This window comes from Sphaerochaeta sp., from assembly GCA_022482495.1.
Taxonomy (GTDB): Bacteria; Spirochaetota; Spirochaetia; order Sphaerochaetales; family Sphaerochaetaceae; genus RUG023.
On record JAKVPA010000009.1, the window covers coordinates 20,796 to 33,498 of the forward strand.

Here is a 12,703-nt window from a genome sequence, read left to right on the forward strand (position 1 = left end):
CGCCTCCTAGATGATGCCCTCCGGTGTCACGATGTGGGTGACCAGAGACCCGGGGATTCGGTCAAACGCCGGATACAACCCTTCCACCGAGGGATCGGTTACCGGTTGTCCCATGCAGTGGGTCACTTCCTTCCCATCCCGCCACTCCACCACCATCTCTTCCATGGTTCGTTTGGTAGGATCGGGAGAGACGGCGAACACCACGTACGGAATATGATGATACGATGCAGCGATGGCGTTGGGAAGGGTGCCGGTCTTGTTGGCAACGCTCCGGTCTGCGCAAACAAGATCGCAGGCGGTCAGGTAGATGTTCACCAACCCCTCCGCCATGCAGGCAGCCCCCGCTCCATCGGTGATCAACCGTACATCAAAGCCCAGCTCCTTCAGGCTTGGCGCGGTAAGCCGCGCTCCTTGCAGGTAGGGCCGGGTTTCGTTGACCAATACGGAGACCTGTTTCCCTTGTTCCCTGGCGAACTGCAACGTAGAGCAGAGGGAATGCTCGGCGAAGCAGGTGGTGAGCACCTTGGCGTCCTGAGGAAGCAACGATGCTCCCAGCTTCCCCATCGCAAGGTAATCCTGTTGGAATTGGTCCAACGTCCGGGCAACCAACGTCTGGAGTTTATCCGCGTAATCCGCGTCCCCTTTCTCCTGGGACAGAAGAGAAAGCACGGTGCGCTTCATCGTGGTGTTGGTGGGGCGCGCCTGGATGATCTTTCCCATATCCGATTCCAGCGCGGAGAAAGAGGCGCTTTTCCGCGCAAGGTACGGGAGCGCCTGAAGGGCGACTTCCAGTGGTCCGCCCCCTTGGGTGACCATGTCCTTGATCGCCTGGGCGATTTCCTGGGCGTTGTGGCAGGCGACGAATTCCCTTCGGAACGGGAACACCCGTCGGTCGCCTATCAACAAGGCGCCATGTTCCACCCGAGCGATGTTCTCGCCGCGAAGCAGGTACGGCAGCGTGATCATTTCCAGAACCCTCGATGGTCGGCCAAAATCGCTTCCACCAGATTGGGATCTTTCACCGGTCCGATGACGGTGATCGTTTTTTGTCCGGCGCGAAGCACGGTGCGGCAGTCCAGGCTGAAGGTGGGGTTTTCCGGATTGTCTCCGGTCAATGCCAGAAGATCCCGTTCACTGATGCCGTACACCAAACGGGGAACCCCCGTCCAGTACAGCGCGCCGGTACACATCACGCACGGCTCGGCGGTGGTGTACAGGGTGCATCGGCTGAGCGTTTCCTGGTCAAACCGACGTCCCGCTTCCAGCAACGCCTTTGTTTCGGCGTGAAGCGCGGGACTGTCACGGTGGTCATTTCCCGCGCGGACCAGTACATGGCCCTGTGCATCCGCCACCAACGCGCCAAATGGATGATTGCCTGCTTCTTTCGCCTGGTGGGCGACCGCCACAGCCTCATACAACATACGGAGGTCAAGCTCCGTCAACGTCCCATCACACACGGTACCCATACGAAAAGCGTAGCAGAGTGATGACGATTGACGCAAGGGGGAAAGATTCGTATCTTGAAAGAACGAGTTTGTTCGTTTTGAAACAGAAAGGATTACAGATGAATACACGTATCGGTAAGAAATGCGCCGTGGCCTGCCTGATGCTCGTCATGGTCAGTGTGGCCGTGTTCGCCGCGGGATCCAAGGAATCATCCCAGGACGCGGTCATCGGGAGAATCGTGGAGATCCTCGAGCCAGGGCAGCAGCCCGTATTCACCGTCCGGCTTGCCGACGGCACCACCAAGACGGTGGTGGCGGACGAGGAGACGGCAGGTGTCCTTCCCCCGTCCAGCATCTCGGTCGGGGATTACGTCGAGATGGATCTGGATGGCACGGATTACGCGGTGGCGCTCCGCTGGGTCAACCCACTGGTCAGCCTGGGTTCCATCGACGTCAACATCAACCAGTCAGCGGTGAACAAGCCGGAAGGACTGGTCAACCGCTTCAGCTACACCTACGGATATCTGTTGATCAAGTCACTCTCCCAGCAAGGACTGTATTTCGACATTGACTACTACGTGCGAGGCACGCTGGACGCCATCCAGGCATCCGCGGGCAAGTCGATCACCGTGTTCTTCACCGAAGATGAGATGAACGCCTTCGTGCAGCAGTACCAGGACGACATTTGGAACAAAGGGACCGCGCCCAAGGAGTTCAGCGGACTGGAACTGACCGATCTTGAGTCCATCGGAGAGATGCAAAAGCCCAATGATCTGTTCCAGAATTTCAGCTATACGTACGGATACCTGGTCACCTACAACATGCTCAAGCAGGGATTGACCATCAACGGACCGTATTTCTCCTACGGCATGCTGGATATGGCCCTCGGTTCCAATCCCCTCCTCACTGACGAGGAGATGCAGCAGACCTTCACCGAATACCAGCAGCAACTGACCAACCAAACCATTTCGCAGAACAAGGAAAAAGAGGCGGCGTTCCTCTCCGCCAACAAGAATCAGGCGGGAGTCGTGACGACGGACAGTGGTCTGCAATACCAGGTTTTGGTATCCTCTGACGGCAAGAAACCGGGTCCCCATGACACGGTGACGTTCCATTACCAGCTGAAGACGCTGGACGGACAGATCCTGGAGGATTCCAAGAAGGATGGTGGGGACGCGCCCGCCATGCCGCTTGACGGAGTCATCGCCGGCCTGCAGGAAGGCATCCCGTTGATGAACGTCGGATCCAGCTTCCGCTTCTTCATTCCTTCCGCGTTGGCGTACGGGGATGGTGGGGCGGGAAACATCCAGCCGGGTGAGATGATCATCTTTGATATTGACCTGATCGATACAAAGAGTCCCGACGCGACCCCCGCAAACTGAGGGAAACCACGCGACCGCAAGAGGGGACGGAATTCCGTTCCCTCTTTTTTTTGCGCTCAGGAAGGGAGTCTGGTACTATCACGGATCACCAGATCATGGCAGACGGTGATTTTCGCCGCTTTCATGAATGGATTGTTCATCAACTCCAGCACAGTACGCAACGCCAGCGTTCCCAATTTCCGAAACGGGATTCTGACGCTTGTCAACGAAGGAATGATGCTTTTTGACGACCCAAGGTCGTTCATCCCGCTGATGGAGAATTCCTTTGGGATCCGCAACCCTTGTTCCACCGCCAATCGAATTGCGACAGTTGCGGTCTCATCGTCCATGCACAACAGCGCGTCAGGACGCGATTGCATCTGGGAAAACCGTGAAAAGACTTCCTCCAACGGAGTTTTTTCGTCAAACACAAGCGAGGGATCAAACGGAATTCCTTGGTCCTGCAACGCCTTGCGGTACCCTCGGAACTTATCCCTCGAAACCCTGGTTTCCTGTTCTCCCCAAAACAAGATTCGCCGCTTTCCTGTCGAAAGCAAATGGGTGCAGACATCATAGGCACAGCGGTTCACATCGGAAGCCACATAACTCACACACGGGTCCTCAATCATACGATTGATGACCACAAACGGTTTATGCAGTGCTTTCAGCAATTCACATTCCTGCGTCTCTTCCGGATCATGTTTTCCCAACACGATCACCCCTTTCCCAAAGCGATCAGCCTGCATGTCCCGCTCAAGCCGAATATGGACGTTCCGGTTCCCCGCTTCCTCCATCACGCCGGCGAGAGCCTCACTGTTTCCCTGGAACTGGTCAAATGTCGTCGTGTTGATCGATACAATGATTTCTTGTGTTTCCGTCTCCGTTGCCGGAGCGAGTCTCTGTTTCCCTTCCCTCCCCTGGAGCATCTGCATCGCTTCTTCGATGCATTCACGTGAAGAAGAGCGAATTCCTTTCCCTGCGAGATACCGAAAAATCGTGGAACGAGAGACGCCTGAGATACGGATGATTTCTTGAATATCATCTTCTTTGGTGTGTTTCATTGCTGGTTCCTTGGTGTAGCCTTACCATTATTATATGTCAATTTATCTCAGATTGTATCGCAGAAAACAAAACCACACCACCATTTTCGCAACGAATGTTATCGTTTCGACACAGGGTTCGGACACAAAAACGCATCGTCAGGGATCCTGGCATACTCAGTTGCGAAATCTGACACCGTTATCTGATCGGTTGGTTCTTATTCGCCTTCCACAGTTCCGTGAAGCTGATGATCTGTTTCACGCACCCGTCGATGCCCAGCATCCCGCTGTCCAACGACAGGTCGTACGTCCGGCACATCCCCCACTTCCGGTCACTGTAGTAGTTGTAGAAGTTGGCCCGTTTCTTGTCGTTCTTCAGGCAGACATCCTCGGCGTCAGCAGGCGCGACCTGGTAGATGTCGATGGCCCGTTTCTTCCGGTCTTCGATCGGGGCATGGATGAACACGGAAACCAGATCCGGATGATCCCGCAGGATGTAGTCGGCGCATCGCCCAACGATCACACAGCCACTCTGCTCCGCCAGTTTTTTGATCGTCTTGCTGAGGATCAAAAACAACTGGTCGTTCAACGGCATTTCCGTGACTCCGATGGCCCCGGTCGCCAACGGATAGCTTCCCACCACCAGCGAGTAGAACAGGCTGCTTGAGGCTTTCTCATCAGCATTGGCGAACAGCGCTTCGGACAACCCGCTGTCCTTGGCGGCCAACGCGACCAGTTCCTTGTCATAGAACGGAATGCCCAGCTCGTTGGCAAGCCGTTTGCCTACCTGTCGACCACCGCTTCCAAACTGTCTCCCAATGGTAAACACCGTACTGCAACTCATGCCGTCCTCCTCGCCTCCAGTATACCACACCACATAGGGTTCATCGCAAGGCAATGACACGCGCCGGAGCGCCATCCCCATCAATCGGCAGGGGAAGCACCAGAAGCCGCACTGTCTGTCCGACAAGAGCCCGGGTCCCGGTGAGATTCTCAACGATCAGGCCATCGGCGGAGAAAATACGTCGGTGGATCGGATATGATGCGTCCACGTCAGGACTGGGAGTGTCAAAGGCGAACAGATGGATGCCACGGGCCAGCAACCGCTCCACATCCGCATCAGAGAGCACGGGGTATCCTTCCAGGTACGCTTTCGTCCCCCACTTCCCCTCCCATCCGGTGGAAACCACCACCATGTCCACTCCGTCGGGGACGGAACGGACATCCATTCCATCCATCACGTAGGCCGTACCGATGAAACGGGAAAGCGGGAACCGTCCCAGCGTTTTCCCCTGTGGAAGCAGATGGGCCGGAGCGTCCACATGGGTCAGGCTGTGGCTTCCCAGCGTGATCCGTTTCACCCGGTATCCATCGCGTTCCAACGAGAAGGAATCCTGGATATCCACCGCGGGATCGCCGGGATACAATGCTGGTGTCGGGACAAGCGGATGGCTGAGGTCGACGACATCCTCGCTCAGGCCATGGGAAAACAGCTGGTGAATGACACTCTTGTACGCCGTATCGGCAAGCTGATGGGAAAACTCTGTTTCATCGGCAATACCAAGCTTCCCCACGACAGGATGCATCCGGAACACCAGATCCTCCGCAGCGGCTTCGGCCAACGAGGAGATGGAATGGGTTTCCCGCTCCCGTTTGAGCCATGCCTTGAATTCCCCCAATGTTCTCTGGATCATCACGTTGCTTTGGGCGATGTTCTTCTCCCTGTTTTCCCGCCGGTAGGAGAGATCGGCATCCCGAACCAACCGGACGCCATTCCTCCCCGCCAACCCGTCCTCCACGTCATGAGGATTGGCAAGGTCGATCACCAACGCGTTCTCCCGCATCGGCGCGGTTTGGGAAAGCGCGTACTCCAACCCTTTGGTAGCGCATATCACGACGGAATAGGAGTGCAACAACGAAAAGCGCCCATCATAGGAGACTGGTTCCACACCAGGAGGAACCAATTCCGTCTTTCGTTCATCCCGAAGCGTCATGCGCACACGACATCCTTTTTCCGTGAGGAACGACGCGACCATCCGACCCGTGGCGCTGGAGCCGATCACCAAAACGGGCAGCCCCTCATGGGGATGGATCACATCCGCCAATGCGGTACAGAGATGGGGTTCACACTGATCCAGATCCAGCAGGCTGTGCGCTTTTTTCCCCACGGTAACGGCAAGGCGGAACAGTTGCTGGGTGACCGGTGTGGCGCACCCACTGTTTCGTGACAGGATGGCGGCATCCTCCAGCTGGCTGATGATTGCATCCTCCCCGAAGAGGGGTGAATGCAGGCCACAGGCAAGCTCAAACAACCAGGTGACCGCCGCGTCACCTTCCCTGCGATAGGCAACATTCTTCCATCGAAGCGGGCTGGTTCCAAACACACGGCACAGTGGCTCATACCCGTCGGCGTTGCCATCTTCCTGCCACAACTCCACACGGTCACAGGTGGAGAGAAGCACGGCGCCATGACACCGAACGCGGGTTTTCAGCTCCACCAACAGATCGGAGAGCCGTCCACGATCGGCCAGGGCGAACACCGTCCGATCCTCGGGGGGAACATCTGAAAACTGGATTCCATTTACCGTGAGCATGGCAATACCCCGCTTTGCGCTGCCTGGAACAGATACTGCTGGGCCAAGGCCTGATACGGCGCGAACATCAAAGGAGTCTTTCCAGAAAAATAACAGGCCATGACCTTTTTCATCCACGTATCCATCGGGAATACATCCATCCGGTGACACCCGTACAACAGGATGCAGTCGGCGACTTTGGGACCGATGCCGCTTCGGGCGATCAATTGGTTTCGCGCTTTGGAAGTCGGCAGATCATCAGGAATCTCGGAGAACTCCTCCACTGCTTTGACGATGTAGGCGCCCCGATACCCAAAATGAAGATCCCGCAATTCAGATTCCGTCGCCCGTCCCAGTTGCTCTCGGGTGGGAAACGCGTACCACGATCCTTCCACATGGGTGCCGTACATCCGGCAGAGCGCGTCATACATCGTTGTGATCCGCTTGATGTTGTTGTTCTGGCTCATGATGAAGCTGATCGTCGCGATCCATTGGCTCTGGCGAAGGATGTGCAGCCCCGGATGCAGGGAAATGGCATTTGCCAAGACAGACGACAAGGAGGCAAGATATCCTCTTGCCTCCTTGTAAGGGAAGTCCATGTCAAAATAGTCTGACAGGCCTTCCTTCCCGATGTCTTCCTGGTGACGAACCGTCACCACACGGCCATCGAGTACGGTCTGAAAGCATCCCGCCTGCGCCTTCCACGAGAAGCACTGCCCCCCGAGGAGCGTTGCGGGAAAATCAACCACGTCCATACCGCTTATGGTAGCATATGGGACGCGATCAATCCATTACGCTTTCCAAAGCCCATGCTTGTTGCAATAGGCGTAGACGTTCTTCACCTTGTCGCCAGACAGAATGGCGAACTCAGCTTCCGGCTTCATACCCGGTTTCAGATCTTTGCGCTGATAGCCCTGCTCAGTCTCCAGAGCGATCCACTCGATGTAGTGATCCGGTTCCATCGGATGAGGTACAGAACCAACAACAACCTTCACTTTGCCTTTCTCTTCAGTCAAAACGGGGACGTGCTTCTCTTTCGCGGCATCCGTGGTATTCGGAACCAGTTCCGTCATCGGGTCTCCGCAGCAAGTGACCGTACCGCCACCGACTTTGACGAATTCAACAATGTTTCCGCAATGCATACACTTCAAGAATCTCATGGTTATGGCACCTCCCTGTGCCTTGTTTAAAGATACCTACGGATGGCAGGGAAGTCAAGAAACCTTACTTTCTTGTGGTTTTTGCCAAGTGTTCCGTCATGAAAACCATCAGGACAAGGAAACACAGGAGATACCACGGAAGGAACGCGATGCCGATACGGGATGCGATCCTGCCGAACAACGGAGGAAGGAACGTGGAACCCACATAGGCAGAAGCCATCTGCACCCCCATGATGGACTGTGAGTACTGGGCTCCGAAATGCGCCGGGGTGGCATGCAGGAGACTGGGATACACCGGAGCGCATCCCACGCCGATGATGACGAATCCCGCCAAGGGAATGCCCCCGGGAAGCGGCAGGAACAAGCAGAGCAATCCGATCGCGATGACGCCCTGCCCAAGGCGTACCATGCGCTCATCCCCCAACGTTCCGGTAACGAATCCCGCAACAAATCTTCCCGCGGTGATTCCCAAATAGAACAGCGACGCGAACGACGCGGCGGTGGTGGGGTCGACGCCCCGATGCAGCACCAGATAACTGGCAGCCCACAGTCCGGTGGTCGTCTCCAGACCGCAATAGCAGAAAAACGCGATGAGCGCCGCTTTCGCCCCGGCAAGAGAGGCTGTATTCTTCAGCGACAGGCGGACATGCCGTTCATCAGAAGCTTTGTTGTGTGCCCGCGTTTCCTTCCAAAGGGGAAAAGAAAACAACAATACGGCGCAGAGGACCACCTGGATGACGCCGACCGTCTGGTATCCACGGTTCCACGCAAACCCTCGGGACAGGCTCCACCCCATGATGAAAGGTCCGGTGGAAGCTCCGATGCCCCAAAAACAGTGCAACCAACTCATGTGGCGGGACGTGGAATGGAGCGCCACATAGTTGTTCAGCGCCGCGTCAACGCTCCCCGCCCCCAACCCGTACGGGACGGCCCAAAGGCACACCTGCCAGAAGGAGTGGGAAAGAGAAAAGCCGAACAACGCGATGGCGGTGGTCAGGACACTGAAGAACGTCGTCTTCCCCGTACCCAGCCGGGTGATCACACGATCACTTGCCAGACTGGAAAGAATGGTTCCGCCGGCGATGATCATGCTGACGATCCCGGCGTAAGACACGGGAACGGCGAACCCTTGGGACATGGTGGGCCAGGCGCTTCCCAACAGCCCGTCGGGAAGGCCCAGACTGATGAACGCTGCGTAGACCAATGCGAGCAACAATGAGGACATATACGCAAATGATATCGACAAAACGGGAGGGAAGACAATCGACCAGCCAGGGGAAAGCCCGTATACTTGGGGTATGTATACCGAATGCGTGTTACCGATGACGGAGATGGATGCCCAATCGTTCCTCCAGAGTGATCCCGAGGAGATGCGCCGGAGGTTTGAGGCAGTCATCCAGACGGAAGGTCCGATTCTGGACAGCCTTCTGGAAAAACGGGTGCTCCGCTCCTATGGTTTGGTGAAGCGGGGAAGCAGGATTCGCCCGTTGATGGACCGTATCCTGGAAGCAATGGATACGGAACGCACCTGGCAGGTATCCGCCGATGGCAAGCGGCATGCCGTCTATTGGCCGGAATCCTACCGCGGAAAAGACAAGGCGACGTTCACCGAATGCAGGATTCCCAGTGATCGTGACATCATGGAAATCCCGCTGTGCGAGGTGGCCAACCTGATGCGGAGCATCGGCGTCAAACAAAAAACCAAGCTGTTCAACCTTACGGCCAAACAGCTTGGCTACGCGCGCAAGGGAGCGAACATCAGAAAGACGTTCGCCCTCGCCTATCCGCTTATTTGATGTCTTCGAACAACCAGGTGGACAGATAGCGCTCACCCGTATCGGGAAGAAGCGCGACGATCGTCTTGCCCTTGTTCTCCGGCTTCTTTGAGTACTCCAGGGCGGCGGACAGGGCTGCACCGGAAGAAATACCGATCAAAAGGCCTTCCTCACGGGCCGCGGCGCGCGCCGTCTGACCGGCTTTGGCGTCATTCGCCTCGAACACATCGTCCAGCACGGAACGATCAAGCACCTCGGGAACGAATCCCGCGCCGATGCCCTGGATCTTGTGCGGACCGGCATGCCCTTCCTTCAGGACCGGGCTGGTCTCCGGCTCAACGGCAACAATCTTTACGTTGGGGTTCTTCTCTTTCAGATACTTGCCGATACCGGTCACCGTGCCACCGGTGCCGACGCCGGCGATGAACACATCCACGTTATGTCCGGAATCTTCCCAAATCTCCGGACCGGTGGTGGTGTAATGGGCTTTCCAGTTGGCCGGGTTGGTGAACTGGCTGGGGATGAACGAACCAGGGATGGAAGCCGCGATCTCTTTGGCTTTGGCGATGGCGCCGCTCATTCCTTTGGAGCCTTCGGTGAGCACCAGCTCAGCGCCAAAGGCGGCAAGTAGTTTTCTGCGCTCGATGGACATCGTCTCCGGCATGGTGATGATCAGATGATATCCCTTCACCGCCGCGGTGAACGCCAATCCGACACCGGTGTTTCCACTGGTCGGCTCAACAAGCGTTGCTCCCGGTTTGATGATTCCGCGCTTCTCCGCGTCGTCAATCATGGCGAATCCAATACGATCCTTCACGGAAGAGCAAGGATTGAAGCTCTCCACCTTGACCAGCACGGTCGCGTAACCGTCCTTGTTCAATTTATTGATCCGTACCAGGGGAGTATGTCCGATGGTCTGCGTGATGTCCTGATAGATGTGCGACATTCCAAGCCTCCTAGCTTTTAATTCTTAGTAATTTGATACACTTAATAGTAATTAGGTCATGGGTATTTGTCAAGAGGGTCAGATGGGTTTTTCTCAGTATGTTTCTCAGATTTGGAAGAAAATCTTGCTGTTCAGCAAAAGATCAGCCAATGTTTTGCCAGAGAGCAGTTCGGACAACTTTCGGTCCACCACTTCGTACAGGTACACGCGGAGGCACATTTCATATGGGTTCTCGTCCGTATTCTTCTCCGGAGTGATGCAGATATCCCCTTCCAACGCGGAAAGAATCTCGTACAGCGTGATGGCATGTGCGGAACGGGAAAGCTGATAGCCTCCGTTCTTTCCTTTCGCGGAAACCAAAATCCCGTTTCTTGAAAGCGACAACGCCAGTTGCCGGAGATACTGGATGCTGATGCCTTGCCGTTCGGCCACCATGGAAAGGGTCACCGGAGCGGGATGAGCGGCGATGTCCGCCAGCATCCGAAGCCCGTAACGGGCGCGTGTGGTCAGTTTCATATGCCCATCCCTTTGACCATCGAGGCCAAGTTCCCGGCCAGTTGTTCCATCGTGATGGAATCGGCCGTCTGGAAGATCAAATCCTCCATTTCATCCCAAAACGACTCGGTGACGCATTCCCCGTTGCGGGAACATTTCCGACAGGGAAGCTTCAATCCCCCCTCACTGGCGGAAAGCACATCCTGGCAGGTGATGCCTTTGCGCGCCAACGTGTAGCCACCCGTCGCGCCTCGCGAGGAGGTGACCAATCCCGCTTTGCGCAGGGGAATCATCAATTGCTCCAAGTATCCGAACGGGATGCCCGTCGCCTGATGGATTTCCGTGCCGCTGCGGGGCACGGAGGATGATGCCAGATACAACATCGCTTCAAGACTGTACCGTCCTTTTGTGGATAACTGCATTCCTCCTCCTAGATCGGGTTGTACACATTCGTCGTGGGGAACTTCGGATCGCTGGTCACGTACAGCCCGACCTTCCTCAGTCCCGCACTGTCTCCGCTGGACGGGATGTGGGACAGATGCATCTCACACCCCGAAAGCGTTGGCAACACCCCGAGCGCTTTCTTGGCGTTGCCGTCGATGACTGCGCTCATCGCCAGACAGATCAACATCTCGTCAAGGTTGATCGACACCCCTCTGCCGGAGAGGATGTCACGCTTGACGGTGGTGACGCTTCGCACCACGGAAGACGGGATCAGATCGACGTCCCTGTCGATGCCTGCAAGCCGCTTCAACGCGTTGAGGATCACGGCGCTGGAAGCGTGCATCAACGCGGAATTATGCCCGGTCACCATTGTTCCGTCCGGCAACTGGATCGCCGCCGCGCACACCACCCCGCCGATTCCTTTGCCCTGCGCGATGGCATCGGAGAGCGCCTTCCGCGCCACAGGCACCACGGGCAGATCCTCCTCGGAGAGCCCGCACCGTTGCATGATGGCGCGACAGCGCTCTTCCGTTTCCTTGCTTCCCACCCCCAGCGCGTAATCCGAGGCCGCGTGCAGGTACCGTCGGATGATCTCCTGCTGGGCCGCGGCGCGCACCACCGCGTCATCGATGATTCCCTGGGAGCAGCGGTTGACCCCCATGTCCGTCGGGCTCTTGTACACGCATTCCGCTCCGGTGATCTTCTCCAGGATCCGCGTAAGCAGCGGAAACGCCTCCAAATCCCGAGAGTAGTTCACCGCAGCCGTCCCATATGCCGCCAGATGGTAGTGGTCGATCCGGTTCCTGTCCCCGATGTCCGCCGTCGCGCTTTCATAGGCGATGTTCACCGGGTGATCAATGGGCAGATCCCAGATGGGAAACGTCTCGAACTTGGCGTAGCCCGATTTTCTTCCCGCTTTCCCATCATGATACATCTCAGACAGACAGGTGGCAAGCTTGCCGCTGCCCGGTCCCGGGGCGGTGACCAGCACCACGGGACGATCCGTCGGGATGTATGGGTTCGCCCCGTAGCCAGCGTCACTGACGATCAGGTCGACATCCGCGGGATACCCCGGGGTGCTCTTGTGCAGGAACACCTGGATGCCACGACGCTCCAACAGCGCGCGGAACCGCTCCACCGTGTCATCCATGCGGTCGTACCGGGTGATGACCACCTTGGTGCACTACAAGGCCCCAGCGTGAGAAATCGTCGATCATCTTGAAGACATCCGTATCATAGGTGATGCCGAAATCACTGCGGATCTTCCGGTGCTCCACATCCCCGGCGTAAATGCAGATGATCACATCCAGCTGGTCCTTGATCCCCTGGAACACCCGCATCTTCACGTTGGGATCGAACCCGGGGAGCACCCGGGAGGCATGGTAGTCATACAGGAGTTTTCCTCCGCATTCCATGTACAGTTTCCCATTGCTGGATCGAAGGTGATCCATGATGCTTCGTGTC

The 12,703-nt window shown here is 56.7% G+C and carries 13 protein-coding genes and 1 pseudogene; 2 read left to right on the forward strand and 12 right to left on the reverse strand.

The annotated features are described in order from the left end of the window. Positions 1 to 6: 6 nt before the first annotated feature. The gene (locus LKE28_09735) at positions 7 to 966 is read right to left on the reverse strand and encodes a translation initiation factor 2 (GenBank protein MCH3908493.1); all 960 of its coding nucleotides are present in this window, start codon (positions 964 to 966) and stop codon (positions 7 to 9) included. Continuing rightward, complete coding sequence (locus LKE28_09740; GenBank protein MCH3908494.1) at positions 963 to 1,466, reverse strand: nucleoside deaminase; 504 nt, start codon at positions 1,464 to 1,466, stop codon at positions 963 to 965. The genes LKE28_09735 and LKE28_09740 overlap by 4 nt, the downstream gene beginning before the upstream one ends. Positions 1,467 to 1,564: 98 nt before the next feature. On the opposite strand from LKE28_09740, the gene LKE28_09745 reads away from it, so the two are divergent. Further along, entirely contained in the window at positions 1,565 to 2,827 is a 1,263-nt protein-coding gene (locus LKE28_09745) for an FKBP-type peptidyl-prolyl cis-trans isomerase (GenBank protein ID MCH3908495.1), read from the forward strand. A 56-nt stretch (positions 2,828 to 2,883) separates the two neighbouring features. Here the strand turns inward: LKE28_09745 and LKE28_09750 are convergent, their stop codons facing one another. The 6 genes from LKE28_09750 to LKE28_09775 all read right to left on the reverse strand — a co-directional run bounded on the left by LKE28_09750 (position 2,884) and on the right by LKE28_09775 (position 8,804). Further along, positions 2,884 to 3,867 carry a LacI family transcriptional regulator gene (locus tag LKE28_09750; protein MCH3908496.1) on the reverse strand — a complete coding sequence of 328 codons (984 nt, stop codon included), beginning with the start codon at positions 3,865 to 3,867 and terminating at the stop codon, positions 2,884 to 2,886. Positions 3,868 to 4,045: 178 nt separating this feature from the next. Next, positions 4,046 to 4,690, reverse strand: coding sequence for a cytidylate kinase-like family protein (locus LKE28_09755; GenBank protein MCH3908497.1), 645 nt, complete (start codon positions 4,688 to 4,690; stop codon positions 4,046 to 4,048). Between the two features lie 40 nt (positions 4,691 to 4,730). Next, a complete protein-coding gene (locus LKE28_09760; GenBank protein ID MCH3908498.1) occupies positions 4,731 to 6,440 on the reverse strand; it encodes a cyclase family protein in 1,710 nt (569 codons plus the stop codon). Beyond that, the gene (locus LKE28_09765; GenBank protein MCH3908499.1) at positions 6,428 to 7,174 is read right to left on the reverse strand and encodes a DNA lyase; all 747 of its coding nucleotides are present in this window, start codon (positions 7,172 to 7,174) and stop codon (positions 6,428 to 6,430) included. Before LKE28_09765 ends, LKE28_09760 begins: the two co-directional genes overlap by 13 nt. A gap of 36 nt (positions 7,175 to 7,210) precedes the next feature. Then, a complete protein-coding gene (locus LKE28_09770) occupies positions 7,211 to 7,579 on the reverse strand; it encodes a desulfoferrodoxin (GenBank protein MCH3908500.1) in 369 nt (122 codons plus the stop codon). Between the two features lie 64 nt (positions 7,580 to 7,643). Continuing rightward, positions 7,644 to 8,804 carry an MFS transporter gene (locus LKE28_09775; GenBank protein MCH3908501.1) on the reverse strand — a complete coding sequence of 387 codons (1,161 nt, stop codon included), beginning with the start codon at positions 8,802 to 8,804 and terminating at the stop codon, positions 7,644 to 7,646. Between the two features lie 73 nt (positions 8,805 to 8,877). Between LKE28_09775 and LKE28_09780 the strand changes: the two genes are divergently transcribed. After that, the gene (locus tag LKE28_09780) at positions 8,878 to 9,375 is read left to right on the forward strand and encodes a DUF3320 domain-containing protein (protein ID MCH3908502.1); all 498 of its coding nucleotides are present in this window, start codon (positions 8,878 to 8,880) and stop codon (positions 9,373 to 9,375) included. Here LKE28_09780 and cysK read toward each other — a convergent pair. From cysK to LKE28_09800, 4 genes and pseudogenes are all read right to left on the reverse strand, one after another. Then, the gene (cysK, locus tag LKE28_09785; protein ID MCH3908503.1) at positions 9,368 to 10,300 is read right to left on the reverse strand and encodes a cysteine synthase A; all 933 of its coding nucleotides are present in this window, start codon (positions 10,298 to 10,300) and stop codon (positions 9,368 to 9,370) included. The two genes, LKE28_09780 and cysK, sit on opposite strands and share 8 nt — an antisense overlap. Positions 10,301 to 10,405: 105 nt before the next feature. Then, positions 10,406 to 10,816 (reverse strand): Rrf2 family transcriptional regulator, encoded by a 411-nt coding sequence (locus LKE28_09790; protein MCH3908504.1) that lies wholly within the window; start codon positions 10,814 to 10,816, stop codon positions 10,406 to 10,408. Next, positions 10,813 to 11,217, reverse strand: a complete 405-nt coding sequence (locus LKE28_09795; protein ID MCH3908505.1) for an Rrf2 family transcriptional regulator — start codon at positions 11,215 to 11,217, stop codon at positions 10,813 to 10,815. The genes LKE28_09790 and LKE28_09795 overlap by 4 nt, the downstream gene beginning before the upstream one ends. An 8-nt stretch (positions 11,218 to 11,225) precedes the next feature. Further along, positions 11,226 to 12,690, reverse strand: a pseudogene (locus LKE28_09800) (DUF1846 domain-containing protein). Positions 12,691 to 12,703 lie beyond the last annotated feature (13 nt).

Coding starts and splice junctions, on each gene's coding strand:
- LKE28_09735 (MCH3908493.1), bottom strand. CDS start 966: ATGATCACGCTGCCGTACCTGCTTCGCGGCGAGAACATCGCTCGGGTG.
- LKE28_09740 (MCH3908494.1), bottom strand. CDS start 1,466: ATGGGTACCGTGTGTGATGGGACGTTGACGGAGCTTGACCTCCGTATG.
- LKE28_09745 (MCH3908495.1), top strand. CDS start 1,565: ATGAATACACGTATCGGTAAGAAATGCGCCGTGGCCTGCCTGATGCTC.
- LKE28_09750 (MCH3908496.1), bottom strand. CDS start 3,867: ATGAAACACACCAAAGAAGATGATATTCAAGAAATCATCCGTATCTCA.
- LKE28_09755 (MCH3908497.1), bottom strand. CDS start 4,690: ATGAGTTGCAGTACGGTGTTTACCATTGGGAGACAGTTTGGAAGCGGT.
- LKE28_09760 (MCH3908498.1), bottom strand. CDS start 6,440: ATGCTCACGGTAAATGGAATCCAGTTTTCAGATGTTCCCCCCGAGGAT.
- LKE28_09765 (MCH3908499.1), bottom strand. CDS start 7,174: ATGGACGTGGTTGATTTTCCCGCAACGCTCCTCGGGGGGCAGTGCTTC.
- LKE28_09770 (MCH3908500.1), bottom strand. CDS start 7,579: ATGAGATTCTTGAAGTGTATGCATTGCGGAAACATTGTTGAATTCGTC.
- LKE28_09775 (MCH3908501.1), bottom strand. CDS start 8,804: ATGTCCTCATTGTTGCTCGCATTGGTCTACGCAGCGTTCATCAGTCTG.
- LKE28_09780 (MCH3908502.1), top strand. CDS start 8,878: ATGTATACCGAATGCGTGTTACCGATGACGGAGATGGATGCCCAATCG.
- cysK (MCH3908503.1), bottom strand. CDS start 10,300: ATGTCGCACATCTATCAGGACATCACGCAGACCATCGGACATACTCCC.
- LKE28_09790 (MCH3908504.1), bottom strand. CDS start 10,816: ATGAAACTGACCACACGCGCCCGTTACGGGCTTCGGATGCTGGCGGAC.
- LKE28_09795 (MCH3908505.1), bottom strand. CDS start 11,217: ATGCAGTTATCCACAAAAGGACGGTACAGTCTTGAAGCGATGTTGTAT.